Raw genomic sequence first — 26733 nt, 5'->3', positions numbered from 1 at the left:
ACGTTAGAGTTTACTTCTTAGTTGGACGTTTCCAATCAGCAATCTTACGTTCTTTCGCACGGCTGATAACCAACTCATTTTCAGAAACATCACGTGTTACTGTAGAGCCAGCACCAACAGTTGCACCATTACCAATCGTAACAGGCGCGATTAATTGACTATCTGAACCAACGAATACGTCGTCGCCAATGATGGTCTTAAACTTATTCGCACCATCGTAGTTACAAGTAATTGCACCCGCACCCACGTTTACACGCTGACCAATTTCAGCATCGCCTAAATACGTTAAATGATTCGCTTTAGAACCTTCACCAAGGCGAGTGTTCTTTACTTCAACAAAGTTACCAACGTGCGAATCGTTACGCATGTCTGCACCTGGACGTAGGCGAGTAAATGGACCAACCGTACAGTCTTCACCGACCGTTGCGCCTTCAATTACGCTGTATGGGCGAATGATGGTGTTATCATCAATCTCACAGTCTTTCAACACGCAGCCGGTACCGATAACCACGTTATCACCAATGCTTACGCTGCCTTCGATGATAACGTTGGTATCGATTTCAACGTCCATACCACATTGCAGTTCGCCACGTAGATCAAAGCGGCTAGGATCGCGTAACATAACGCCCTGCTTCAATAATTTGTCAGCTTGTTCTGCTTGGTAAGCACGCTCTAGACGAGCCAGTTGAGAGCGGTCGTTAACACCTTCTACTTCAATTGGGCTTACTGGGTGCACAGCTTCAACCGCACGACCTTCATCGTGAGCGGCTGCGATAACGTCAGTCAGGTAATATTCACCCTGTGCGTTGTCGTTGCTTAAACCAGACAACCAACGCTTCAGATCACCACCAGTCGCCACCATAACGCCAGTATTGATCTCTTTGATAAGCTTCTGCTCATCCGTTGCATCTTTCTGCTCAACGATAGCCACAACAGGTCCATTACGACGAATAATGCGACCGTATCCCATTGGGTTGTCTAGCACGACCGTAAGTAGCGCGATACCACCGTTTGGTTGAGCGTCTAATAGGTTTTCAATGGTTTCAGGTGAAATCAGTGGAACATCACCGTATAGCACCAATACTTTTTCATCATCAGCGAAATGTGCAGATGCTTGATCCACAGCGTGGCCTGTACCCAGCTGCTCAGCTTGCAGTGCCCAATTTACAGATTCTTCAGCTAGAGTAGCCTTCATCTGATCACCACCGTGGCCGTAAACCAGGTTGATATTTTGAGCGCCTAAACCATTACATGTATCGATAACATGCTTCACCATTGGCTTACCTGCAAGCGTATGCAGAACCTTTGGTGTGTTTGAATACATGCGAGTGCCTTTGCCCGCCGCGAGAATTACCGCGCTAAACTTCATTGTAAACCTATCCAACGTTATTTTTATTAAGCCGATATTGTAACCGTTTTTGGCCAAAAAATTAAATCGCAATAACCATTTAACCAGTAGTGATACGTAAAAGAGGCATTTTTGAGAATCTAGAAATGCAAAAAGGCGACCCTTAGGTCGCCTTTATCTCAGAGTCTATAATCTTATAAAAGATTAGCGACGCTGTTTTGTCAGTTCGATAACTCGTAACTGAGCAATGGCTTTAGCCAGTTCACCGGCCGCTTGTGCGAAGTCTATGTCGCCATGCTGATTTTGGATATTCTCCACAGCCTTGCGTTTAGCTTCTTCCGCCTTTGCTGCGTCTAGCTCTTCACCACGGATAGCTGTATCAGCCAGTACAGTCGCTGTACCAGGCTGAACTTCTACCATACCACCAGAAACATAAATGATTTCTTCGTGGCCGTGCTGCTTAACAATACGCACCATACCAGGCTTGATAGCGGTCAGCAGTGGAGTATGACCATGGAAAATACCAAGCTCACCCTCACTACCGGTCACCTGAAACGTCTCAACAAGGCCTGAGAAAATTTGTTTCTCTGCACTTACAACGTCTAGGTGAAAGGTTATTGCTGCCATATCGCCTCCTAGTTAGCCTTATAGCTTCTTAGCATTCTCGATAGCTTCGTCAATTGCACCACAGTACATGAACGCTTGCTCTGGAATGTCATCGTATTCACCAGATAGAAGACCTTGGAAGCCACGTAGAGTCTCTTTAAGAGGTACGTAAACGCCTGGGTCACCTGTAAATACTTCCGCTACGTGGTAAGGCTGAGTTAGGAACTTCTCAATCTTACGAGCACGAGATACAACTTGCTTATCTTCTTCAGATAGCTCGTCCATACCTAGGATAGCAATGATATCTTTCAGCTCTTTATAGCGCTGAAGAGTAGACTGAACGCCACGAGCGATGTCGTAGTGCTCTTGTCCAACTACCAATGGATCCAGTTGACGTGAAGTAGAATCTAGCGGGTCGATCGCTGGGTATAGACCCATAGATGCGATGTTACGGTTAAGTACAACCGTTGCATCCAAGTGAGCGAACGTTGTTGCTGGAGACGGGTCAGTCAAGTCATCCGCTGGTACGTATACCGCCTGTACAGACGTGATAGAACCAGATTTAGTTGACGTGATACGCTCTTGTAGAACACCCATTTCTTCAGCTAGTGTAGGTTGGTAACCTACCGCAGAAGGCATACGACCTAGAAGTGCTGATACTTCAGTACCTGCTAGTGTGTAACGGTAGATGTTATCAACGAACAGTAGAACGTCACGACCTTCGTCACGGAAGCGCTCTGCCATTGTTAGACCAGTCAGTGCAACACGTAGACGGTTACCTGGTGGCTCGTTCATCTGACCGTAAACCATCGCTACTTTTGATTCTTCAGGTTTTTCGATGTTTACAACACCTGCTTCCTGCATCTCAAAGTAGAAATCGTTACCTTCACGAGTACGCTCACCTACACCTGCAAATACAGATAGGCCTGAGTGTTGAAGTGCGATGTTGTTGATAAGTTCCATCATGTTAACGGTCTTACCTACACCAGCACCACCGAATAGACCGATTTTACCACCCTTAGCGAACGGACAAATCAAGTCGATTACTTTAACACCAGTTTCTAGAAGAGCTGTCTCGTTAGACTGCTCTTCGTAGCTTGGAGCTTCACGGTGAATGGCGTAATGCTCTTCAGCACCGATCTCACCACACTCATCAATCGCGTCACCTAGGACGTTCATGATACGACCCAATGTCTTAGTACCTACTGGTACTGAGATTGGAGCGCCAGTATTTTCAACTGTCAAACCACGACGTAAACCATCAGAGCTACCCATTACGATTGCGCGAACTACGCCACCGCCAAGTTGTTGCTGAACTTCAAGAACTAGACGTTCTTGTACTTCATTAACATTCAGAGCGTCGTATACACGAGGTACTTCACCCTGTGGGAACTCTACGTCGACTACCGCACCGATGATCTGTACGATCTTACCTGTAGCCATCGTTAATCCTCTAACTATTTAGTTTTACCTAAGCTTAAACCGCAGCTGCGCCTGAAACGATCTCAGAAAGTTCTTGTGTAATCGCCGCTTGACGCGCTTTGTTATACACAAGTTCTAAGTCATCAATAATGTCACCAGCGTTATCTGTTGCTGATTTCATTGCAATCATTCGAGCCGCTTGCTCACAAGCAAGGTTCTCAACCACACCTTGGTACACTTGAGATTCGACATAGCGAACCAATAGTGCATCTAGTAGTGGTTTTGGCTCGGGCTCATAAATGTAGTCCCAAGAATGACTGCGTTTCATTTCTTCGCTGTCTGATTTAGGCAAAGGAAGTAATTGATCGATCGTTGGTTCTTGAACCATAGTGTTTTCAAACTTGTTGAACACTACGAACAGGCGATCTAATTCGCCTTCATCATATTTCTTCAGCATAACGCTTACAGAGCCAATCAAGTCTTCAAGGCTTGGACGATCGCCCAGACCAGAAACTTGAGCTGCTACTTTCGCGCCGCTGTTATTGAAAAATGCTGTCGCTTTTGAACCTACAATTGCAAGTTCAACGTCAGCACCTTTCTCAGACCAATCTTTCATGTCGTTCATGGCTTTTTTGAACAAGTTAATGTTCAAACCACCACAAAGACCACGGTCTGTAGAAACGATGATGTAACCAACACGTTTGGCTTCACGTTCCTCAAGATAAGGATGCTTATACTCGAGGCTACCATTAGCCAAATGACCGATCACTTTACGCATTGTTTCTGCATATGGACGAGTAGCTTCCATTGCGTCTTGAGAACGACGCATTTTTGAAGCTGCTACCATTTCCATTGCTTTCGTAATCTTCTGTGTGCTTTTAACACTACCGATTTTATTACGTATCTCTTTTGCGCCGGCCATCGTTACTCTCCGTTAATGGTATGAGGTGGCCCTAAGACCACCTACCAATTACCAGGTCTGGGTTGCCTTGAAATCGTCAACAAGCTTCTTCAGCTCAGCTTCGATTTCTTTATTGAAAGCACCCGTTGTGTCGATCTGTGTTGCTAGATCGGCATATTGACCACGAGCAAACGACAGTAAAGCAGCTTCAAAATCTAGAACTTTAGAAAGTTCAACATCTTGAAGGTATCCACGCTCTGCAGCGAAGATTACTAGAGCTTGGTCAAATACAGACATAGGAGCGTACTGCTTCTGCTTCATCAGTTCTGTAACTTTTTGACCGTGGTCTAGCTGCTTCTTAGTCGCTTCATCAAGATCCGAAGAGAACTGAGCAAATGCTGCAAGTTCACGGTATTGAGCTAGAGCAGTACGGATACCGCCAGATAGCTTCTTGATGATTTTAGTCTGCGCCGAACCACCTACACGAGAAACTGAGATACCTGGGTCAACAGCTGGACGTACGCCCGCGTTGAATAGCTCAGTTTGTAGGAAGATCTGACCATCAGTAATCGAGATTACGTTCGTTGGTACGAATGCAGATACGTCACCAGCTTGCGTTTCGATAATAGGTAGAGCAGTTAAAGAACCTGTCTTACCTGTCACTTCACCGTTAGTGAATTTTTCTACGTATACTTCGCTTACACGAGCAGCACGCTCTAGTAGACGAGAGTGAAGGTAGAAAACATCACCTGGGAACGCTTCACGACCTGGTGGACGCTTAAGTAGTAGCGAGATTTGACGGTAAGCTACAGCTTGCTTAGATAGATCATCATAAACAATCAGTGCATCTTCACCGCGATCACGGAAGTATTCGCCCATCGCACAACCAGCATACGGTGCAAGGTATTGCAGCGCTGCAGATTCAGAAGCAGATGCAACAACAACAACAGTGTTTGCTAGTGCGCCGTGCTCTTCTAGTTTGCGAACTACGTTAGCAATAGTCGACGCTTTTTGGCCGATAGCTACGTAGATAGAGAAAATACCAGAATCTTTTTGGTTAATAATCGCATCGATCGCCATTGCTGTTTTACCAGTCTGACGGTCACCGATTACTAGTTCACGTTGACCACGACCGATAGGGATCATTGAGTCAACCGACTTGTAACCAGTTTGAACAGGTTGATCTACCGATTTACGGTCGATTACACCTGGTGCGATAATTTCTACAGGCGAAGTCAATTTAGCTTCGATTGGACCTTTACCATCAATTGGCTCACCTAGCGTGTTTACAACACGACCAAGCATTTCAGGACCTACTGGTACTTCTAGAATACGACCAGTACCTGTAACTTTCATGCCTTCCTGTAGGTCAGCATACGGGCCCATTACAACAGCACCAACCGAATCACGGTTCAAGTTTAGTGCTAGAGCGTAACGGCCACCCGGTAGTTCGATCATTTCACCTTGCATCACGTCCGCTAGGCCGTGGATGCTAAGGATGCCATCGCTTACAGAAACGATAGTACCTTCATTGCGAGCTTCACTAACAACGTCGAAAGATTCAATACGTTGTTTAATTAGATCGCTAATTTCAGTGGAATTAAGTTGCATGCTCCAATCCCCATTAAGACTGCAATGCATCGCTCAGGCGGTCTAAACGACTGCGCGCTGAGTTATCGATGACTAGGTCTCCGGCTCGAATAATAACTCCACTAAGTAGAGTCTCATCTATACTGCAATTCAGCTGAACTTTGCGCGCTAAGCGCTGTTCCAATTTGCTGCTGATCTCTGCGCGTTGTTCTTCAGAAAGTTCTACCGCTGAAGTTACTTCAACGTCGATCTCTTTCTCATACTCTTGTTTGAGCAATAAGAACTGTTTACAAACATCAGGAAAAGCCATCAAGCGGCCATTCTCTGCCATCACTTTAATCAAGTTCTGACCGAATTCATCAAATTGTTCGCCACAAATTACAATGAATACTTCAGCTAATTTTTCAGCAGTCATAGAACCGCTTAATAAATTATGAACATCATCATTTTGTGCCACTTCGGCAGCAAAAGTAAGCATCTGACCCCATTGGTCTAGCTCACCTTTATCTACCGCAAAGTCAAACGCTGCTTTAGCATAGGGGCGTGCGATTGTAGTCAAATCAGACATATACAGCCCCTTGCTTTAAAGTTTTGCAGTAATGTTGTTAAGAAGATCATCGTGTACATCTTTATCGATTGTACGCTCAAGGATTTTCTCAGCACCAGCTATAGCCAGAGTTGCGACTTGTTTGCGCAGGTCATCACGGGCACGTGTACGCTCTGCTTCAATTTCTGCTTCAGCTTGCGCTAAGATTTTCTGGCGTTCTGCCTGAGCTTCTTCGCGAGCTTCATCAATAATTTGAGCTTTACGTTTGTTTGCCTGATCAATAACCTCAGTTGCAGTGCGCTTTGCTTCTTTCATTTGCTCAGAAGCGTTGGCTTGTGCCAGGTTCAAGTCTTTAGCAGCGCGTTCAGCGGCTACTAGACCGTCAGCAATTTTTTTCTGACGTTCTTCAATTGCTTGCATGATTGGTGGCCATACATATTTCATGCAGAACCAAACAAACAATGAAAAAGCAATTGCTTGACCTAACAGAGTTGCGTTCATATTCACAACAGCTACCCCTCGTTAAGAATCAACTACAAAAATTTAATTAACTATTAAGAGTTAATTAGCCTGCTAGTTGACCAACAAATGGGTTAGCAAACGTGAATAGTAGTGCGATTACGATACCGATCATTGGAACAGCATCCAGTAGACCAGCGATGATGAACATCTTAACTTGTAGCATTGGAGCCATTTCAGGTTGACGCGCAGCGCCTTCTAGGAATTTACCACCAAGAATAGCAAAACCAATTGCAGTACCTACGGCACAAAGACCAACAATAATAGCAACAGCGATTGCTGAAAAACTTAGTACAGTTTCCATTTACGTTCTCCGATTAACATTAATAGTTAGAATAAAGCTTAAAAATTTTTTTAGTGATCACTATCTTCATGAGCCATTGATAAGTAAACGATTGTCAACATCATGAAAACAAACGCTTGAATCAAAATAACCAAGATATGGAAGATAGCCCAAGGTAGTGCACCTACCCATTGTAAATACCACGGTAGCATTGCCGCGATAAGAATAAACACCACCTCACCCGCAAACATATTACCAAATAAACGCATACCTAGAGATAGTGGCTTCGCTAGTAACGAAATTACCTCAAGTACCAAGTTAAATGGAATCATGATTGGGTGATTAAATGGATGCAGTGCCAATTCTTTAGCAAATCCGCCTAGACCTTTTACTTTGATGCTGTAGTAGATCATCAGAGCAAAAACACCTAAAGCCATTGCCATTGTTATATTAACATCAGCAGTAGGAACCACTTTCAAGTAAGGGATACCTAGCCAATGCTCTGCAGGATATGGTAAGAAATCAATAGGCACTAAGTCCATCAAGTTCATAATGATAATCCAGCAGAATATAGTCAGTGCTAGTGGGGCAATCAGAGGGTTGCGGCCATGGAAAGTTTCTTTAACGTTGTCACCAACGAATTCCACTACCATTTCAACAAAACACTGAAGCTTACCAGGTACACCTACTGTTGCTTTCTTAGCGACTGAGCGAAAAACCCAAAGGAATAACATCCCTGTCAACACCGAAAAAAACAGACTGTCTATATGTACGTTCCAGAAACTTGTCTCCTCTACAAGACCAAACTTAGCTAAAGAAAGGTTTTGTAAATGGTGTTCAATGTATCCGGATGCTGTTGGCGCAGCCATAACTCATCCTATTTTTTATTGTTAATGAAAAGCACTGGCGCAAAGATATTAATACCTAGAACCAGTAAATAGGTCAGTTTGAGGGGAATTAATTCCACCTGCATATACATGTAGACAATAGAGAATAGTAGAACTGTGATTAGAATTTTTAGCGCTTCGCCTGCATAGAACGACGCCGCAACTAACTTAGTTGCACGAGCTCCACAAAATAGGAAAGCACACACACAAAACACTACATTCGCGATGACAAAAATACCGCCACCGATTAATGCAGCAAAACCCCAATCAGGATTAACAGCTAAACCTAACCCTACCGCCACTAATATAACCGCGCTAAGCTCGATCAATAACATTTGCTTTGCAAGCACTCGTCCTGGTCTTGCTAACGCCGCTACCATGTATTCGTTCCTCTTTTAAGCCCACTTTACCACTCGCTTAAAAGCGTGCCGAGAAATTGGCGAAAATTATACGTTCAGCCAAATTGATTGCAACAACAACGCAGCAATCATTTACATTTTTGCATACAAACCGACAACTTTTGTACGAAATCACTTTTTTATTACATAATTGACCTAAATCAATTATCTCATTTAGTACTCTAGTTTAGCAATAAGTTGCTCTAATTTGTGAGGCTCATCAAGAGTAATTATTACTTTTGACTTACCGCTAACAGAACGAGTGACTGAAACGTTTGCTTGCAATTTTTCCGTGAGTCTTCGTGAAAGTTCGATAGCTTCTGTGTCTTCAGGCTTCGATTCTGGCTCAACGTCTGGTTTTAAACACTTTTTAACAAGCTGCTCGGTTTGACGCACGGTCATTTTTTTGGTCGCTGCAGTGTTTGCTGCTTCAACCTGGGTATCACCTTCAAGCGCAAGCAATGCTCGAGCATGCCCCATTTCCAGTTGTTTATTTGAAACTAAACCTTTTACTTCATTTTCTAATTGATTTAGACGTAATAAGTTACTAACCGTCGCTCTCGATTTACCAATCACTTCAGCGACTTGTTGGTGTGTCAGTTCAAATTCGTTCTGTAAGCGCTCTAGCGCTTGTGCTTCTTCGATGACATTCAGGTCTTCACGCTGAATATTCTCAATCAATGCCATCGCGATCGCAGCCTTGTCTTCGACTCTCTTGATCAGACATGGCACTTGTTTAAGGCCAGCTTGACGAGCCGCTCTCCAACGACGTTCACCAGCAATAATCTCGAACTGGTCGTGCGCCAATGGGCGAACAACGATAGGTTGGATAATGCCTTGAGATTGAATTGATGCAGCCAGCTCTTCTAGCGCTTCAGGCGCAATATCCTTACGCGGTTGATATACACCAGGCTTCAAGCAACCAACAGCCAGTTCGATAAGCTCACCATCAGCCGACAACGCCTGACTATGAGAAGCAACTTGCTGTTTTTCACGAGCCAATGAGCTAGTTGCAAGCAATGCATCTAGCCCTTTTCCTAAACCACGCTTAGACATTGAGCGAATTCCTTTGATTGGACCTATACTGGGACTTCTTCACGACGCAACATTTCGCCTGCAAGAGCAAGATAAGCCTTAGCTCCTGCGGAATATTTGTCGTAGTACATTGCTGGCTTGCCGTGACTTGGGGCTTCTGCCAGACGCACATTTCTAGGGATCACAGTTCGGTAGACTTTGCTACCAAAGTGTTTTTTGAGTTGATCAGATACTTCGTTCGATAAGCGGTTGCGAGGATCGTACATAGTACGCAGAAGACCTTCAATCTTCAGGTTCTCGTTTACAACAGCCGCTAGCTTACTGATGGTATCCATCAATGCAGTCAAACCTTCCAAAGCAAAGTATTCACATTGCATAGGAACCAATACGGAGTCGGCCGCAGCCATCGCGTTGATTGTAAGAAGGTTTAATGAGGGCGGGCAATCAATAAAGATGAAATCATAGTTATTGCGAATGGATTCGAGTGCATTTTTTAAACGAACTTCACGAGCAAACACTTCCATCAACTTGATTTCTGCTGCAGTAACATCACCGTTCGCGGCGATGAGGTCATAATTGCCAGACGTACTTCGGCAAACTACTTCATCAAATGGGGTGTCTTCAACCAACAAATCGTAAGCAGTTGCTTCAACTTGATACTTGTCGACACCGCTCGCCATAGTGGCATTACCTTGAGGATCGAGGTCAACAACCAATATCTTGCGTTTTGTTGCCGCCATTGATGCTGCCAAATTAATGCAAGTTGTTGTTTTTCCTACGCCACCCTTTTGGTTGGCAATTGCTACGATTCTACCCACTATGGCCTCGCTGATTATCCCTGACGCGATAAAGTAACTAGATGACGCTCTCCATCAAGCTCTGGCACTTGCAAAGCTTTAATGTCTGTCACTGAACACCATTCAGGTAACAGGTCGATTTCATCTCTAGGATGTTGTCCCTTAAGAGCCAAAAATACACCGGATTGCTCTTTAGGTAAATGGTGACACCACTCTACCATGTCTGTCATTGACGCAAATGCGCGACTGAGCACTGCATCAAACTTTTCTTCTGGTTGAAACTCCTCAACGCGACTTTGAACCGGTACCACGTTGTCGATACCCAATTCATGAATCACCTGTTTGATAAAACGAATACGCTTACCTAGGCTGTCTAGCAAGTAAAACTCGCAGTCTGGATTCATGATTGAGAGCGGAATCCCAGGAAGACCAGGTCCCGTGCCAACGTCGATAAAGCGCTTGCCTTGTAAGTGAGTGCTAACAATGATGCTATCTAAGATATGTTTCACCATCATTTCTTGCGGGTCACGAACAGATGTTAGGTTATAAGCTTTGTTCCACTTGTTCAGTAACTCAACGTAGCCAACCAATTGGCCACGTTGTTTTTCAGATACTTCAAGTTCAGTCTGGCCAATCAGGTGATCCAGTTTTTCGCGTAATGCGCTCATTATGCTTCCTCACCCTTTTTCAACAGGCCGTGTTTTTTCAAGTAGACCAACAGAATTGAGATTGCTGCAGGTGTAATACCTGAGATTCGCGAAGCAATACCAATTGAGTCAGGCTTAGCTGTCGTTAGTTTAAGAACCACTTCGTTAGAAAGTCCTTTCACCTTGCTGTAATCGATATCAGCAGGCAGTTTGGTGTTTTCATGACGCAGTGATTTTTCAATTTCGTCTTGTTGACGCTGAATGTAACCATCGTATTTCACTTGGATCTCAACTTGCTCAGACGCTTGTTGATCTTCCAATGCAGGACCAAAACGATCCAGTGCGGTTAGCTGTGAATAAGTCATTTCCGGGCGACGAAGAAGATCTTCACCGCTCGCTTCACGAGACATTGGTGTTTTCAGAATTTGGTTCAGTTGATCAATATCTTCAGATTTTGGATTAATCCATGTTTCTTTCAGACGTTGACGCTCCTTCTCCATGTTTTCCATCTTCTCGTTGAAACGAGACCAACGAGCGTCATCGACAAGGCCAAGTTCACGCGACTTTTCAGTCAAACGGATATCAGCATTGTCTTCACGAAGCAGCAAACGGTATTCCGCACGAGACGTAAACATGCGGTAAGGTTCTTTGGTACCCATGGTCGATAGGTCGTCAATAAGCACGCCCATGTAAGCTTGGTCACGACGCGGACTCCAGCCTTCTTTGCCTTGAGTAAACAAACTCGCGTTCAGACCCGCCATTAAGCCTTGTGCAGCTGCTTCTTCGTAGCCAGTGGTACCGTTGATTTGACCCGCAAAGAATAGACCTTTGATAAACTTAGTTTCGTAAGTCAGCTTAAGGTCGCGAGGATCAAAGAAATCGTACTCAATCGCATAGCCAGGGCGAACGATATGAGCATTTTCAAAACCCTTCATCGAACGAACAATTTGAACCTGTACATCAAAAGGCAGACTGGTAGAGATACCATTCGGGTATAGCTCATGAGTCGTTAGACCTTCAGGCTCAATAAAAATCTGGTGGCTGTTCTTGTCAGCAAAACGCATCACTTTGTCTTCAATTGAAGGACAGTAGCGAGGGCCAATACCTTCAATAACACCCGCATACATTGGGCTACGATCGAGATTAGCGCGAATTACGTCATGCGTATTTTCATTGGTATGCGTGATGTAACATGGAATTTGACGAGGTTGTTGAGCTCGGCTACCCATGAACGAGAAAACAGGCGTCGGATTATCACCGTGCTGAACCTCAAGTTCAGAAAAATCAACGCTACGCGCATCGATACGAGGAGGTGTACCTGTTTTCAGGCGATCAACTCGGAATGGAAGATCACGAAGACGGTCAGCCAGTGCGATCGATGGTGGATCGCCAGCACGACCACCAGAAGAACTTTCCATACCTATATGGATCTTTCCACCTAGGAATGTGCCCACAGTCAGAACCACAGCTCTTGCGCGGAACTTAAGACCCATCTGTGTTACCACACCCACCACTTGATCCTGTTCAACGATCAAGTCATCAACCGACTGTTGGAACAAAGTCAGGTTTGGCGTGTTTTCAAGAACGTTACGAACAAAAGCTTTGTAAAGTGCGCGGTCAGCTTGTGCACGAGTAGCACGAACTGCTGGGCCTTTTGATGCGTTCAATGTTCTGAACTGAATACCTGCATGATCAATAGCTTGCGCCATTAATCCACCCATTGCATCGACCTCTTTTACCAAGTGGCCCTTACCGATCCCGCCAATAGCTGGGTTACAAGACATTTGTCCTAATGTATCGATATTATGAGTAAGTAATAACGTACTTTGACCAGTACGTGCAGATGCGAGTGCGGCTTCCGTTCCTGCATGGCCACCACCAACAACGATGACGTCAAATTTTTCGTGATAAAGCATGAACCGACCTCAGGTATTCAAACGTTTTCTAGATTGATAAAAAGGAGCGATATTCTACCTGTTTTCATAGCCTGAGAAAACGTTTTTGGGATTTTTCGAAAAAGCTGTTTTTAATTAATATAGATAAGATCTTTAAGGAGATCTTTTATTAGATCTATTATTAGGATCGAGGTCATCTGTGGATAAGTCGAAAATGATCAACGAGATCATGGATCTTTTTTGGATCAAATGATGTGATCTAACTTTGATCAGGATGAGGATTAGCTGGGATCAAAATAGCTACTTATTCACAGGAGGAAATTAGCCTAAAACTTGTTATTTGGATAACTATAGGTTAATCACCGTATATGTATGATCTTATCCACAGAAGAAATTGAAAATAGATCGCTAATTTTCGATATTTTTGAAAAAAAGTTATTCACAATCGCGTTGTTCAGAGACAAAAAAAGCGGCATAAGCCGCTTTTTGAGAGAAGGTAGAGGTTAAAACTGGTCGCTATGATCGTTAAACCACGCTTCTGCAGCGTCTTCTGGTACCGGAGTTTCCAATACATCGATGGTAAAACAGTCACAAATAGGTTGAGCACCGAGCTCTTTCATCTGGCTGTGGGCTGATTTACCCGCCAAGCAGAAGGTATCGTAACTCGAATCTCCAAGCGCCACGACAGCAAAGCGAACCTGGCTTAAATCTGGAGATTGCTGGGTCAGTCCGTCGATAAATGGCTTAATATTATCTGGAAATTCGCCAGCACCATGAGTAGAAGTCACCAGCAACCAAAAACCTTGTTGGGGGATGTCATTGTATTCAGGTTGATTATGAAGGCTTATCTCATGACCTTGTTCTTCAAGAAGATCATTAAGGTGATCGCCAACGTACTCAGCACCACCTAAGGTGCTACCTGTAATAATGTGGATCATTAAGCTGTCCTTACTAAAGAAAAAGGCCAGCATGAGCTAGCCTTTAAAGGTTATTTACCAATACAGAAAGAGGTGAAGATACGGCCGAGTAGGTCATCGGAGCTGAACTCACCAGTAATCTCGTTAAGGTGTTGCTGCGTTATACGTAGCTCTTCTGCCAAGATTTCACCTGCCATATAGCCTTCGAGCTGTTGCTGACCAATATCTAGGTGCTCAGATGCGCGTTCTAGGGCATCTAAGTGGCGACGACGTGCCATGAAGCCACCTTCATTACCGCCAGCAAAGCCCATGCAATCTTTTAAGTGATTACGTAGTGCATCAACGCCTTGTCCCGTTTTTGCTGACAGTCGAATCAGAGTTGGATCATTAACATGGCAAATTCCAAGATCTTCACCTGTTTGATCGGCTTTGTTACGAATCACGGTCATTCCGATATTATTCGGTAGACGATCAACGAAATCGGGCCAGATATCTTTCGGGTCGGTTGCATCGGTAGTGGTACCATCGACCATAAATAAAACGCGATCGGCTTGGGCAATTTCTTCCCAAGCGCGTTCAATACCGATTTTTTCTACTTCATCCGAGGCTTCACGCAGGCCTGCGGTATCAATAATGTGCAGTGGCATACCATCAATATGGATATGTTCACGCAGTACATCACGCGTGGTACCAGCAATATCAGTCACAATCGCGGAGTCTTTACCCGATAATGCATTCAGTAAGCTCGACTTACCGGCATTAGGACGACCTGCAATCACCACCTTCATGCCTTCGCGCATGATGGCACCTTGATTGGCTTCTTGGCGAACCGCTTCGAGGTTGTCGATGATAGCTTGTAAGTCAGCACTTACTTTACCGTCAGCAAGGAAATCAATCTCTTCTTCTGGGAAGTCGATAGCGGCTTCAACATAGATGCGTAAGTGAATCAGAGAATCCACCAGCGTATTAATGCGTTTTGAAAACTCACCTTGCAGCGATTGCAGGGCTGATTTCGCCGCTTCTTCTGAACTGGCATCAATGAGGTCGGCAATGGCTTCTGCTTGGGTTAAATCCATCTTGTCGTTCAAGAAGGCACGCTCCGAAAATTCACCTGGGCGTGCTGCGCGTAGCCCTGGAATCGCGAGGATGCGTTTGATGAGCATATCCATTACCACAGGGCCACCGTGGCCTTGTAGCTCTAATACGTCTTCACCGGTAAACGAGTGCGGGTTAGGGAAGTAAAGCGCGATGCCCTGGTCTAGCTCTAAACCATCGTGAGATTTAAAAGGGGTGTACTCAGCGTAACGTGGTTTCAGCACTTTGCCGGTAACTTCAAGCGCAACTTGGGCTGCTTGTGGGCCTGAAACGCGAATAATACCGACGCCGCCACGGCCGGGTGCAGTCGCTTGAGCAACAATCGTATCTGTAGTCATAGTTGTGCCTGCTAGCATGTGAAAGCCAAAAAGGGGCGCTCACGATTAATCAATTAGCTGAATTGTAATCAGCTAAAAACAAAAAGGCGACCTTTTGGTCGCCTTTCTTTATCTCTTTCTATTATCGAACTTACTTAGAATGTAAGCCTTTCTTTTCCAGCGCGCGGTAGATAAGCGTTTGCTGAATCAGAGTTACGATGTTCGATACTAGCCAGTAAAGAACCAGACCTGAAGGGAAGAACAGGAAGAAGAATGTGAACATAACCGGCATAAAGGTCATGATCTTCTGCTGCATTGGATCCGTTACAGTTGTCGGGCTCATCTTCTGGATTAGGAACATTGAAGCACCCATCAGAAGTGGCAAGATGTAGTATGGGTCTTGTGCTGAAAGGTCAGTAATCCAACCGAAGAACGGTGAGTGACGCAGTTCAACAGACTCCATTAGTGCCCAGTATAGCGAAATGAAGATAGGCATTTGTAGAAGGATAGGTAAACAGCCACCTAGTGGGTTTACTTTCTCTTTCTTATAAAGCTCCATCATTTCTTGGCTCATGCGTTGACGGTCGTCGCCAATACGCTCACGCATTGCAGTCAGCTTAGGCTGAAGCATACGCATTTTCGCCATAGACGTGTACTGAGCTTTCGTTAGTGGGTACATAGCACCACGAACGATGAAAGTTAGACAGATGATTGCCAGACCCCAGTTCACAACGATGCCTTGAATGAATGAAAGCAGAGTATGAAGTGGTTTAGCAATAAACCATAACCAACCGTAGTCAACTACTAGGTCTAGGTTTGGTGCAACAGCAGCCATTTGGTCTTGAAGTTTAGGACCAACCCAAAGCGTTGCTTTGAAGCTTGCTTCGTCGCCAGTAGCAATGGTCTTGTTCGGCATGCGAACACCGATATCGCCAAGGTTACCAATTACACGAGTGTAAAGGTTGCTGCCTGCTTCGTCGCGTGGAATCCAAGCACTTGCAAAGTAGTGCTGAATCATCGCTGCCCAACCTTGACCGTTTGCTAGGTTAAGAGACAGGTTGCGATCTTGCATATCGTCGAAGCTGTATTTTTTGTAACGCGTATCTTCCGTAGAGTAAGCACCACCACGGTAAGTTGGCATTGTTAGGCTACCACCGTCATCCATAACGTTTTGACGTAGGTGAGCGTACATGCCGAATGTTGCGTTATTGCCAGAGTTGTTGATTACATCGTATTCAACGTCAATCGCGTAGCTGCCGCGTTTAAGTACGAATGTTTTTGTGTAATCAAGGCCGTTCGCTTGGTAAGTCATTGGGATGCGTAGTTCATCTTGACCTTCAGCTAGCGTAAAGCTATCTGCTGAAACCGTGTAGCTAGGGCGGTTAGTGCTGCTTAAATCGATACCTTGAGGACCCACTAGACCGCTTTGAGCGATAAATTGGTGACCTGGTTCATTTTTAAGAAGAACAAACGTATCTTCAGAATCGAACTCAGCAGAGTAATCGTTTAGGTTTGCTTTAACGACATCACCACCAACCGTATCAATTGACAGAGTCAGTACATCAGTTGTTACTGTGATAGTTTTAGCAGAAGAAGCAACTTGACCAGGAGCCGGGTCTAGATCATCTGCATAAGATGGCGCTGGTAGGGTGCTGCCAGATTGTGCCTGCTCAACCGCTTGTGGTGCTGGATTCTGAGCTACGTTCCATTGTTGGAACAGTAGGAAAGAAACCAAAGCCAATGCGATTAACAGGATATTACGTTGAGAATCCATCGTTATTTATCTCTGTCTTGTTTTTGGACTGGTGGAACGGGGTCAAAGCCCCCTTCGTTCAAAGGATGGCATTTTAATAGACGTTTGCCTGATAACCAACACCCTTTTACAAAACCGTGAGCTTTCAACGCTTCTATCGCATATAAAGAGCAGGTTGGAGTAAATCGGCAGCGTGGGCCGATGAGTGGACTAATAAACCATCTATAAAAATAGATGGGTATTAGCGCTATCCACGCGAAGGGCGAGACAGGCGAAGCCATAATTTGTCGAGTAGCTTGAACATTTCTTCATTGCTTAAATCTTGCGCGCTCTTCTTAGCGATTACAACAAAATCTTTGTTAGGAAGTTTGTGTTGAGTGTTACGAAAGCTTTCACGAGTAAGACGCTTGAATCGGTTACGACCCACGGCGGTTTTAATCTGCTTTTTCGGAACGGCTAATCCAAGACGAGGATTTGAAAGAGAGTTATTTCGGGCAATGATGGTGAAATGAGGGGAGCCTGCTCGATGAGCTTGCTTGAAGACATTTTGATAATGTTCGGGAGTTAACAAGCGTAACTCCCGACCGAAGGCTAGCTTATTCAAAATAATCAAAGATTACTTAGAAAGACGCTTACGGCCTTTTGCACGACGTGCATTGATTGTTGCGCGACCGTTCTTAGTAGCCATGCGAGCACGGAAACCGTGAGTACGCTTACGCTTTAGAACTGTAGGTTGAAAAGTGCGTTTCATTGTAATTACCTTACTGATCAGTAGTTTTAGGTTTTTGTTAAACCCGGCGTGGGCATTTTTTCTCTTCTTTATATAAGAAAGGAAAACCGACGCCTCTCAACAAAGAGGCGGAATTGTAATCACTGTCACAAAAAGTGTCAATGATTGGGTTAACTAAAATTCCGGTCGGGGGATTATACGTAGAATAACTAAAATCACAAGGATCCTTAGTCGATCCCAACCTTATTTAAGAATTTTTTTAATTTAGGATCCTGTGGATTACCAAAAATATCCTGTGGAGATCCCTGCTCGACAATATGACCGTCAGCCATGAAGATCACTCGGTCTGCGACCTCTCTAGCGAACTGCATTTCATGGGTAACCACCAGCATAGTTTGATGCTGATTTGCCAGTTTTTTCATTAGGTTAAGCACTTCGCCAACCCACTCAGGATCGAGCGCTGAAGTCGGCTCATCAAACAGTAAAAGCTCTGGTTGTAGTGCCATTGCACGGCCAATACCCACCCGTTGTTGTTGGCCACCTGAGAGCGCGGCTGGGTAGCTATCACCTTTATCACCTAAGCCAATATCATCAAGTATTTGTTGTGCTTTTTCATGGGCTTGCTGCTTTTTCCAACCACGAACGGTAATTAAACCTTCAGCAATATTCTGTCTCGCGGTTTGGTGAGCGAACAGTGCATAGTTTTGGAATACAAAACCGGTCTTACGACGCAGTGCAAGCACCTCCGCCTTAGTGTGTTTCTGAGCATCTACCTTGATGTCATCAATCGAAATCGTGCCTTGATCGGCTTGCTCTAGAAAATTCACACAACGCAGCAGGGTAGACTTACCAGTACCACTTGAGCCTATGATGACAATAATCTCACCTTGTTTGATTTCTAGGTCGATCCCTTTCAAAACTTCGGTGTCACCAAACTGCTTGTGGATATTTTGTAATTTGATCATCGTACATATGCCTTATTCAGTTTCACTTCGGCCCAGATTTGAATACGAGTGAGGATAACCACCACGCCCCAGTAAATCAGCGCCACCGCTAAGAAAGCCTCGAAGAAGCGGAAACTTGAAGAAGCCTCCATCTGAGCTTTAGCCATGATTTCGGCGACACCTAGGGTGAATGCAAGTGAAGTCGATTTAATCATGTCGATGAAGTAGTTCATCAATGATGGCAGTGCCACGCGAGTTGCTTGTGGCAAGATCACGCGACGCATGGCTTGACTGGTGGTCATACCTACCGAAAGACTGGCTTCCATTTGGCTGCGATCAATACCGATAATCGCGGCACGAATACTTTCTGCCATATACGCGGCAAAGTGCAGGGTTAAGCCAATCACAGCGGCGCTGAATGCATCCAACCCAACCATCCACGGGAATACTTGTGGTAAGCCATAGTAAAGGAGGAACAGCTGTACCAACAATGGTGTACCTCGGAAGAAGCTAATGTACAGCTGGCTCAATTGGTCAAGTACTGGGATTTTGAATACACGAATATTCGCCAGTATCAGAGACAGGATCAGAGCAAAGAACAAGCCCCAAGTCGCCATCTCCATCGTGGTGCCTAAATACTTCAGTAGTATCGGCAACAGCTCTAGCATGTAATTAAAGTCAAATCCCATAATCTATCTCGTATTTTTATTGGAAGTGTTGTTCTATTTGGAAGTACTGTTCTATCAGGTTTTTTAATCAGTGCACAAAAGCAAAAAGCCCACCGCTGTATAAAGCAGTGGGCCTTGAATGGTGAAAGTGAGTGATTACTTCTGAGTAATGTCTGCACCAAACCATTTCTGAGAGATACTTTCTAACGTACCATCTGCGCGCATTGCTGCTAATGCTTTGTTTACTTCGGCTTGCAGTTTTTTGCCGTTATCGTTGTCCACGAAAGGCCAAGCGTTTTCAATGGTTTCGAATGGCTGTCCTGCTAGTTGTAATGGTAGACCAGTCTTCTTGATAAGCTCTAGTGCTGATAAGCGATCCATTACGAATGCGTCGGCACGGCCCAGTGCGACATCATGCTCAATACCTGTATCGTAGGTTTTTACATTGATCTTGCCATCTTTGTCGTAGCTGCGAAGCAGTTGTTCAAAGTTTGAGCCTAGGTTTACTGCAACCGTCTTGCCTTCAAGGTCTTCGATCCCCTTAATGCTGTCATTACCTTTACGAACGGTAATTTGTGCGCCGTCTACTACGTATGGGTCTGCGAATAGGTATTTCGCTTTACGTGCATCCGTCATTGTAATTTGGTTTGAAATGGTGTCGATGCGACCCGTTTCAAGAAGACCAAACAGACCAGAGAAGTTAGCTGTTACGTATTCAACTTTGTAGTCGTTACGTTTACCGATCTCATCCCATAAATCCACTTCAAAACCTTGTAGCTGGTCTTGCTTAACGAAAGTAAATGGGAAGTAGCGACCAGACATGCCGACTTTAACTTCAGTCGCAGCTTGAACAGTAGCAGCAGAGAGTGCGATAGCCGCAATTGCAGCCTTAATCCAGTTATTCATTTGGTAACTCCTTATATTTATGGGATTGGATGTTACTGGGAAAATGCTCAATAGAATAAATAACCAGATGTTATTAACCATAACCAGATTGAATTCCCAATTTGGGGATAACTAGCAAGGATCCGGGCATAAGTGGATCATTGTGTGAGTAAATTAGGGGCAAGATGTGTGGATCCACCGATAAATTACAAATTTATTGTGAATAACTTGGATCTTATTCACTGGATCTGTGATCAATTGCTGGTGATCTGACTTATCAACAGGTAAAATTAGCAGTCATTTCATATTACTTAAATAGAGTGAGGGCACCGTGTCATCTTCGCTTTGGTTGCAGTGTTTGCAACAGCTTCAAGAAGAGTTACCAGCTACAGAATTCAGTATGTGGGTTCGTCCGTTACAAGCGGAACTCAATGACAATACTCTAACTCTATTTGCCCCGAACCGTTTCGTACTCGATTGGGTTCGTGATAAGTATCTAAATAGCATTAACCGCTTACTGCAAGAATATTGCGGTAACGATATCCCACATCTTCATTTTGAAGTGGGAAGCAAGCGTGTGATTGCACCAAAGCCTGCGACACCGGCCCCGACTCGTACTCGCACTGCAGCCGACGTGGCCGCTGAGTCTTCGGCACCTGCGCAATTACAAGCTCGCAAGCCTGTCCATAATAACTGGCGTGATGAAGAGCCTGTAGCGGTTGACCTTAACCACCGCTCAAACGTGAACCCAAAACATAAGTTCAACAACTTTGTTGAAGGTAAGTCGAACCAACTAGGTTTGGCTGCGGCACGTCAGGTTTCTGATAACCCAGGAACAGCCTACAACCCGTTGTTCTTATACGGTGGCACTGGTCTAGGTAAAACGCACTTGTTGCATGCGGTGGGTAACGCCATTGTTGATAATAAGCCGAATGCGAAAGTGGTTTACATGCACTCAGAGCGTTTTGTTCAGGATATGGTAAAGGCACTGCAAAACAACGCGATCGAAGAATTTAAGCGCTACTACCGTAGTGTTGATGCATTGCTTATCGATGACATCCAATTCTTTGCTAATAAAGAGCGTTCTCAAGAAGAGTTTTTCCATACCTTTAATGCGCTGCTTGAAGGCAACCAACAGATCATCCTCACTTCAGACCGTTATCCAAAAGAGATCAATGGGGTAGAAGATCGTCTTAAATCTCGCTTCGGTTGGGGGTTGACGGTAGCGATTGAGCCACCAGAGCTTGAGACTCGTGTTGCGATCTTGATGAAGAAAGCAGAAGACCACCAAATTCACCTTGCGGATGAAGTGGCGTTCTTTATTGCTAAGCGTTTACGTTCTAATGTTCGTGAACTGGAAGGCGCATTGAACCGTGTTATTGCAAATGCAAACTTCACTGGCCGCCCGATCACGATTGATTTTGTGCGTGAAGCACTGCGTGATCTACTTGCACTGCAAGAGAAGCTGGTAACCATTGATAACATTCAGAAGACAGTAGCCGAGTACTATAAAATCAAAGTCGCTGATCTATTGTCTAAACGTCGCTCTCGTTCAGTTGCTCGTCCACGTCAATTGGCGATGGCATTGGCTAAAGAGCTAACAAACCACAGTTTGCCTGAGATTGGCGATGCATTCGGTGGTCGTGACCACACAACTGTGCTGCATGCTTGTCGTAAGATTGCTCAGCTGCGTGAAGAGAGTCACGACATTAAAGAAGATTATTCGAACTTGATTCGTACCCTTTCTTCTTAATACACAGTATTCTTAACCTTAATAAGCAGAATCTTGGCCACGTACTATTACGCAGTGCCATTTAGACCGTAAGAGCAAGATATGAAATTTACCATTGAACGTAGTCATCTGATTAAGCCATTACAACAAGTATCTGGCGCACTCGGTGGCAGGCCAACGCTTCCAATTCTAGGAAACCTACTGATTAAAGTAGAAGATAACGTGTTGTCGATGACAGCGACGGATCTAGAAGTTGAACTGATCAGCCGTGTAACGCTTGAAGGTGATTTCGAAGCAGGCAGTATCACCGTACCTTCACGTAAGTTTCTGGATATCTGTCGTGGATTGCCAGATAACTCAGTGATTACTGTGGTATTGGATGGTGACCGCATTCAGGTTCGCTCTGGTCGTAGCCGCTTCTCATTAGCAACATTACCTGCGGCAGATTTTCCAAATATTGAAGACTGGAGCAGCGAAGTTGAAGTGTCAGTGACACAAGCTGAACTTCGCGGTCTTATCGAGAAAACACAATTCTCAATGGCGAACCAAGATGTTCGTTACTACCTCAACGGTATGTTGTTTGAGATTGAAGGTTCTATCTTGCGCAGCGTGGCGACCGATGGCCACCGTATGGCAGTATCTCAAGCACAGCTAGGGGCAGATTTTGCTCAGAAGCAGATCATTGTTCCTCGTAAAGGTGTTCAAGAGCTAGTGAAGTTATTGGATGCACCTGAACAACCAGTAACGCTGCAAATTGGTAACTCTAACGTGCGTGCTGAAGTGAACAACTATGTCTTCACTTCTAAGCTGGTTGATGGTCGTTTCCCTGATTATCGCCGCGTAATGCCGCAAAATACCACCAAGACGCTTGAAGCGGGTTGTGATGAATTACGTTCAGCATTTTCTCGTGCTGCGATTCTATCCAATGAAAAATTCCGTGGTGTTCGCGTTAACCTTGCTGATAGTGAGATGCGTATTACAGCGAACAACCCAGAGCAAGAAGAAGCAGAAGAAGTACTCGATGTTAACTTCGACGGCGACGCACTAGAGATTGGCTTCAACGTAAGTTACGTATTGGATGTTCTGAACACACTGCGTTGTGAACAGGTTCGCATCTCAATGTCAGACGCAAATGCGAGTGCTCTTATCGAAAACGCACAAGATGACAGCGCGATGTACGTTGTTATGCCTATTCGCTTATAAGCTGCCAAATGTTGACCTATCGAGTCGTGATTGAAGATTAATATGAAGACGTTATGCCTTTATCGCGCTTAATCGTTAAGCAGTTTAGAAATATTGAAGCCTGTGACATTCAACCGTCATCAGGCTTTAACTTTCTTATAGGGGCTAACGGAAGCGGCAAAACCAGTGTCCTTGAAGCTGTGTATCTGCTCGGACACGGTCGCTCATTCAAGAGTTCACTCACCGGTCGTATTATACAAAATGAGTGTAGTGAGCTGTTTGTGCATGGCCGTTTTATGACCTCGGATCAATTTGAGCTGCCAATTGGCATTAATAAGCAGCGCGATGGCACGACAGAGGTTAAAATAAGCGGTCAAACTGGGCAAAAGTTGGCTCAGTTAGCTCAAGTCTTACCTTTGCAGTTGATTCACCCCGAAGGGTTTGATTTACTGACAGATGGGCCTAAGCATCGCCGAGCATTCATTGACTGGGGAGTTTTCCACAGTGAGTCGGGCTTCTATGATGCTTGGGGTAGGGTAAAGCGCCTCAATAAGCAGCGAAACGCCTTATTGAAAACGGCAACGCACTATCGAGAGCTGAGCTATTGGGACCAAGAACTAGCCCGTTTAGCCGAAAGCATCAGTCAGTGGCGTGCCACCTACGTTGATCAGCTCAAAGAAGTCGCCGAAGAAATCTGTGCGACCTTCCTTCCTGAGTTTGAGATAAAGATTAACTATTATCGTGGCTGGGACAAAGACACCCCATACGCTGAGATATTAGAAAAGAATTTTGAAAGGGATCAGCAGCTTGGTTACACCTTTAGTGGGCCAAACAAAGCGGATCTGAAGATAAAAGTGAACGGCACTCCAGTGGAAGATGTCTTGTCACGAGGTCAATTGAAGTTGATGGTGTGCGCGCTACGAGTAGCACAAGGGCAACACCTCACTCAAATGACAGGTAAGCAGTGTATCTATTTAATAGATGACTTCGCTTCCGAATTAGATAGCCAACGCCGCGCACGTCTTGCTGAGTGCTTAAAGGCGACCGAGGCTCAAGTTTTTGTAAGCTCTATTACCGCTGATCAGATTGCAGATATGCATGACGAAAATAGCAGGATGTTTCATGTGGAACATGGCAAAATAGAGCAAGGATAATTAGTCAGAGAGTAACTATGTCAGATAATTACGATTCATCGAGTATTAAAGTACTGAAGGGTCTGGATGCGGTACGTAAGCGTCCTGGAATGTACATTGGCGACACGGATGATGGTACCGGTCTGCACCACATGGTTTTTGAGGTGGTAGATAACTCTATTGATGAAGCGCTAGCTGGTCACTGTAATGACATCATTGTAACTATCCATGAAGATAGTTCTGTGTCTGTGAGCGATGACGGCCGTGGTATTCCAACAGAATTGCACCCAGAAGAAAACGTATCAGCAGCAGAAGTAATCATGACGGTTCTTCACGCTGGTGGTAAGTTCGATGATAACTCGTACAAAGTATCTGGTGGTCTGCACGGTGTTGGTGTTTCAGTAGTTAACGCACTTTCTAAGCAAGTTACTCTTACTATCCACCGTGGTGGTAAAATCCACACTCAAACCTACAGCCACGGTGAGCCTCAAGCGCCACTAGCAGTTATCGGTGACACGGATAAAACAGGTACAGAGATTCGTTTCTGGCCAAGTGAAGAAACCTTCACTAACATCGAGTTCCATTACGACATTTTAGCTAAGCGTCTACGTGAGCTATCATTCTTGAACTCAGGCGTGTCAATTAAGCTAATTGACGAGCGCGAAGAAGACAAAATGGATCACTTCGAATACGAAGGCGGTATCCAAGCGTTTGTTGAACACCTTAATACCAACAAAACGCCAATCATCCAAAAAATCTTCCACTTCAACTCTGAGCGTGAAGACGGTATTACCGTTGAAGTTGCGATGCAGTGGAATGACGGCTATCAAGAAAACATCTACTGTTTCACCAACAACATCCCTCAACGTGATGGTGGTGCTCACTTAGCGGGTTTCCGTGCGGCGCTAACGCGTACTCTGAACAGCTTCATGGACAAGGAAGGCTTCTCTAAGAAAGCGAAGACTGCGACCTCTGGTGATGATGCTCGTGAAGGTTTGACGGCGATTGTTTCTGTTAAAGTGCCTGATCCTAAGTTCTCAAGCCAAACTAAAGATAAACTGGTTTCTTCAGAAGTGAAGTCTGCCGTTGAATCTACAATGGGTGAGAAGTTGTCTGAGTTCCTGATTGAGAACCCAGGTGAAGCGAAAACAGTTTGTTCTAAAATTATTGATGCAGCACGTGCTCGTGATGCAGCGCGTAAAGCTCGTGAAATGACTCGTCGTAAAGGCGCATTAGATTTAGCGGGTCTTCCAGGTAAGCTTGCTGACTGTCAGGAAAAAGACCCTGCACTGTCTGAACTATACATTGTGGAAGGAGACTCTGCTGGCGGTTCAGCTAAGCAGGGGCGTAACCGTAAGAACCAAGCAATCCTACCGCTGAAAGGTAAAATTCTTAACGTAGAGAAAGCACGTTTCGATAAAATGCTGTCTTCTCAAGAAGTAGCAACGCTAATCACAGCCCTTGGTTGTGGTATTGGCCGTGACGAATACAACCCAGATAAACTGCGTTACCACAACATCATCATCATGACCGATGCCGATGTCGATGGTTCTCACATCCGTACTCTGCTATTGACGTTCTTCTACCGTCAAATGCCAGAGCTGATTGAACGCGGCTACATCTACATTGCTCAACCACCACTTTACAAAGTGAAGAAAGGTAAGCAAGAGCAGTACATTAAAGATGAAGATGCGATGAACCAGTATCAAGTATCTTTAGCTTTAGACAATGCAGAACTGCACGTAAACCCTGAAGCGCCAGCATTTGCAGGTGAAGGTTTAGAGAAGCTTGTTCAGCAATACAATGCAGGCATCAAGCTCGTTGATCGTATGAGCCGCCGTTACCCACGCGCATTGGTTCACGAACTGATTTACGTTCCTCGTCTAACTGCTGAGCAGTGTCATGATGACGCGGCAGTTGAAGCTTGGGGTAAGCAGCTTGTTGAGCAGCTAAATGCGAAAGAAGTAGGTGCAAGCCAATACAGCCTTGAAGTTGAAAAACACGAAGAATTAGGTTTAAGCGTTCCTAAGATTGTGGTTCGTACTCATGGTGTGACTCATGAACACGTACTGAGCATTGACCTGATTAACTCTAAAGAGTTTGCGAAGTTAGCTGATTTGTCTGAAGCTCTTGATGGCTTGATTGAAGAAGGCGCTTACATTAAGCGTGGTGAGCGTACTCAAGAAGTGTCTAGCTTCGTTGAAGCTCTGAACTGGTTAGTGAAAGAGTCTCGTCGTGGTCTAAGCCTACAGCGATACAAAGGTCTAGGAGAGATGAACCCAGATCAACTTTGGGAAACCACCATGGATCCTGAAACTCGCCGTATGATGCAAGTAACGATTGAAGATGCTGTTGGTGCTGATCTATTGTTTACGACGCTAATGGGTGATCAAGTTGAGCCTCGTCGTAACTTCATCGAAGAGAACGCACTTAAAGTAGCTAACCTAGACGTTTAGTACCTTTGATACTTCGCTCTTTCGCTTAATTTCTGTGTCAGAGGTG

General features: G+C 44.8%; 27 protein-coding genes. 4 read left to right on the top strand and 23 right to left on the bottom strand.

Features of this window, described 5'->3' with window-relative positions; translation table 11 throughout:
• Nucleotides 1–10: 10 nt before the first annotated feature.
• The 23 genes from glmU to L4C44_RS20765 form a co-directional block, all read right to left on the bottom strand.
• On the bottom strand, nt 11–1369 hold the full coding sequence (gene glmU, locus L4C44_RS20875) for a bifunctional UDP-N-acetylglucosamine diphosphorylase/glucosamine-1-phosphate N-acetyltransferase GlmU (protein WP_017631548.1): 1359 nt from the start codon (nt 1367–1369) through the stop codon (nt 11–13).
• Between the two features lie 183 nt (nt 1370–1552).
• A complete protein-coding gene (locus L4C44_RS20870; protein ID WP_004735742.1) occupies nt 1553–1975 on the bottom strand; it encodes a F0F1 ATP synthase subunit epsilon in 423 nt (140 codons plus the stop codon).
• Between the two features lie 18 nt (nt 1976–1993).
• Nucleotides 1994–3397, bottom strand: a complete 1404-nt coding sequence (gene atpD / locus L4C44_RS20865; RefSeq protein WP_048610850.1) for a F0F1 ATP synthase subunit beta — start codon at nt 3395–3397, stop codon at nt 1994–1996.
• 34 nt (nt 3398–3431) lie between these two features.
• Nucleotides 3432–4298 carry a F0F1 ATP synthase subunit gamma gene (gene atpG, locus L4C44_RS20860; RefSeq protein WP_016794171.1) on the bottom strand — a complete coding sequence of 289 codons (867 nt, stop codon included), beginning with the start codon at nt 4296–4298 and terminating at the stop codon, nt 3432–3434.
• A 48-nt stretch (nt 4299–4346) separates the two neighbouring features.
• Nucleotides 4347–5888: a F0F1 ATP synthase subunit alpha gene (atpA, locus tag L4C44_RS20855; protein WP_076654330.1), complete on the bottom strand. Its 1542-nt coding sequence runs from the start codon at nt 5886–5888 to the stop codon at nt 4347–4349.
• Nucleotides 5889–5901: 13 nt separating this feature from the next.
• On the bottom strand, nt 5902–6435 hold the full coding sequence (gene atpH / locus L4C44_RS20850) for a F0F1 ATP synthase subunit delta (protein WP_086712399.1): 534 nt from the start codon (nt 6433–6435) through the stop codon (nt 5902–5904).
• 15 nt (nt 6436–6450) lie between these two features.
• The gene (gene atpF, locus L4C44_RS20845) at nt 6451–6921 is read right to left on the bottom strand and encodes a F0F1 ATP synthase subunit B (protein WP_010433231.1); all 471 of its coding nucleotides are present in this window, start codon (nt 6919–6921) and stop codon (nt 6451–6453) included.
• A gap of 58 nt (nt 6922–6979) precedes the next feature.
• Complete coding sequence (gene atpE / locus L4C44_RS20840; protein WP_004411110.1) at nt 6980–7237, bottom strand: F0F1 ATP synthase subunit C; 258 nt, start codon at nt 7235–7237, stop codon at nt 6980–6982.
• Nucleotides 7238–7287: 50 nt separating this feature from the next.
• Complete coding sequence (gene atpB / locus L4C44_RS20835; RefSeq protein WP_009848124.1) at nt 7288–8085, bottom strand: F0F1 ATP synthase subunit A; 798 nt, start codon at nt 8083–8085, stop codon at nt 7288–7290.
• An 8-nt stretch (nt 8086–8093) separates the two neighbouring features.
• Nucleotides 8094–8483 (bottom strand): F0F1 ATP synthase subunit I, encoded by a 390-nt coding sequence (locus L4C44_RS20830; protein WP_060983471.1) that lies wholly within the window; start codon nt 8481–8483, stop codon nt 8094–8096.
• A gap of 192 nt (nt 8484–8675) precedes the next feature.
• Nucleotides 8676–9557 carry a ParB/RepB/Spo0J family partition protein gene (locus L4C44_RS20825; protein WP_146492794.1) on the bottom strand — a complete coding sequence of 294 codons (882 nt, stop codon included), beginning with the start codon at nt 9555–9557 and terminating at the stop codon, nt 8676–8678.
• A 23-nt stretch (nt 9558–9580) separates the two neighbouring features.
• Nucleotides 9581–10354, bottom strand: a complete 774-nt coding sequence (locus tag L4C44_RS20820; RefSeq protein ID WP_019825554.1) for a ParA family protein — start codon at nt 10352–10354, stop codon at nt 9581–9583.
• A gap of 14 nt (nt 10355–10368) precedes the next feature.
• A complete protein-coding gene (gene rsmG / locus L4C44_RS20815; protein WP_017058801.1) occupies nt 10369–11001 on the bottom strand; it encodes a 16S rRNA (guanine(527)-N(7))-methyltransferase RsmG in 633 nt (210 codons plus the stop codon).
• On the bottom strand, nt 11001–12896 hold the full coding sequence (gene mnmG, locus L4C44_RS20810) for a tRNA uridine-5-carboxymethylaminomethyl(34) synthesis enzyme MnmG (protein ID WP_146492795.1): 1896 nt from the start codon (nt 12894–12896) through the stop codon (nt 11001–11003). The genes rsmG and mnmG overlap by 1 nt, the downstream gene beginning before the upstream one ends.
• A 482-nt stretch (nt 12897–13378) precedes the next feature.
• Entirely contained in the window at nt 13379–13813 is a 435-nt protein-coding gene (gene mioC / locus L4C44_RS20805; protein WP_146492797.1) for an FMN-binding protein MioC, read from the bottom strand.
• A gap of 50 nt (nt 13814–13863) precedes the next feature.
• Nucleotides 13864–15225 carry a tRNA uridine-5-carboxymethylaminomethyl(34) synthesis GTPase MnmE gene (gene mnmE, locus L4C44_RS20800; RefSeq protein ID WP_029235098.1) on the bottom strand — a complete coding sequence of 454 codons (1362 nt, stop codon included), beginning with the start codon at nt 15223–15225 and terminating at the stop codon, nt 13864–13866.
• 130 nt (nt 15226–15355) lie between these two features.
• Nucleotides 15356–16978 carry a membrane protein insertase YidC gene (gene yidC / locus L4C44_RS20795; RefSeq protein ID WP_060983466.1) on the bottom strand — a complete coding sequence of 541 codons (1623 nt, stop codon included), beginning with the start codon at nt 16976–16978 and terminating at the stop codon, nt 15356–15358.
• A gap of 2 nt (nt 16979–16980) precedes the next feature.
• Nucleotides 16981–17238, bottom strand: coding sequence for a membrane protein insertion efficiency factor YidD (gene yidD / locus L4C44_RS20790; protein ID WP_004735802.1), 258 nt, complete (start codon nt 17236–17238; stop codon nt 16981–16983).
• Nucleotides 17205–17528, bottom strand: coding sequence for a ribonuclease P protein component (gene rnpA, locus L4C44_RS20785; RefSeq protein ID WP_017055478.1), 324 nt, complete (start codon nt 17526–17528; stop codon nt 17205–17207). The genes yidD and rnpA overlap by 34 nt, the downstream gene beginning before the upstream one ends.
• 45 nt (nt 17529–17573) lie before the next feature.
• On the bottom strand, nt 17574–17708 hold the full coding sequence (rpmH, locus tag L4C44_RS20780; protein ID WP_004735800.1) for a 50S ribosomal protein L34: 135 nt from the start codon (nt 17706–17708) through the stop codon (nt 17574–17576).
• 206 nt (nt 17709–17914) lie between these two features.
• On the bottom strand, nt 17915–18652 hold the full coding sequence (locus L4C44_RS20775) for an amino acid ABC transporter ATP-binding protein (RefSeq protein ID WP_060983465.1): 738 nt from the start codon (nt 18650–18652) through the stop codon (nt 17915–17917).
• Nucleotides 18649–19320: an amino acid ABC transporter permease gene (locus tag L4C44_RS20770; RefSeq protein WP_009848134.1), complete on the bottom strand. Its 672-nt coding sequence runs from the start codon at nt 19318–19320 to the stop codon at nt 18649–18651. Before L4C44_RS20770 ends, L4C44_RS20775 begins: the two co-directional genes overlap by 4 nt.
• Before the next feature lie 135 nt (nt 19321–19455).
• The gene (locus L4C44_RS20765; RefSeq protein ID WP_146492798.1) at nt 19456–20205 is read right to left on the bottom strand and encodes an amino acid ABC transporter substrate-binding protein; all 750 of its coding nucleotides are present in this window, start codon (nt 20203–20205) and stop codon (nt 19456–19458) included.
• Between the two features lie 310 nt (nt 20206–20515).
• Between L4C44_RS20765 and dnaA the strand changes: the two genes are divergently transcribed.
• The 4 genes from dnaA to gyrB all read left to right on the top strand — a co-directional run bounded on the left by dnaA (nt 20516) and on the right by gyrB (nt 26687).
• Complete coding sequence (dnaA, locus tag L4C44_RS20760) at nt 20516–21937, top strand: chromosomal replication initiator protein DnaA (protein WP_086712393.1); 1422 nt, start codon at nt 20516–20518, stop codon at nt 21935–21937.
• Between the two features lie 81 nt (nt 21938–22018).
• Nucleotides 22019–23119 (top strand): DNA polymerase III subunit beta, encoded by a 1101-nt coding sequence (gene dnaN / locus L4C44_RS20755; protein WP_017058809.1) that lies wholly within the window; start codon nt 22019–22021, stop codon nt 23117–23119.
• Between the two features lie 53 nt (nt 23120–23172).
• Complete coding sequence (gene recF, locus L4C44_RS20750; RefSeq protein WP_017632663.1) at nt 23173–24252, top strand: DNA replication/repair protein RecF; 1080 nt, start codon at nt 23173–23175, stop codon at nt 24250–24252.
• Between the two features lie 17 nt (nt 24253–24269).
• Complete coding sequence (gene gyrB, locus L4C44_RS20745; RefSeq protein ID WP_057622113.1) at nt 24270–26687, top strand: DNA topoisomerase (ATP-hydrolyzing) subunit B; 2418 nt, start codon at nt 24270–24272, stop codon at nt 26685–26687.
• Nucleotides 26688–26733: the final 46 nt, after the last annotated feature.

The organism is Vibrio satsumensis (assembly GCF_050337435.1).
Lineage (GTDB): Bacteria > Pseudomonadota > Gammaproteobacteria > Enterobacterales > Vibrionaceae > Vibrio > Vibrio satsumensis.
The sequence above is the reverse complement of the archived record's forward strand: the minus strand, read 5'-3'. Positions and strand labels throughout refer to the sequence as shown.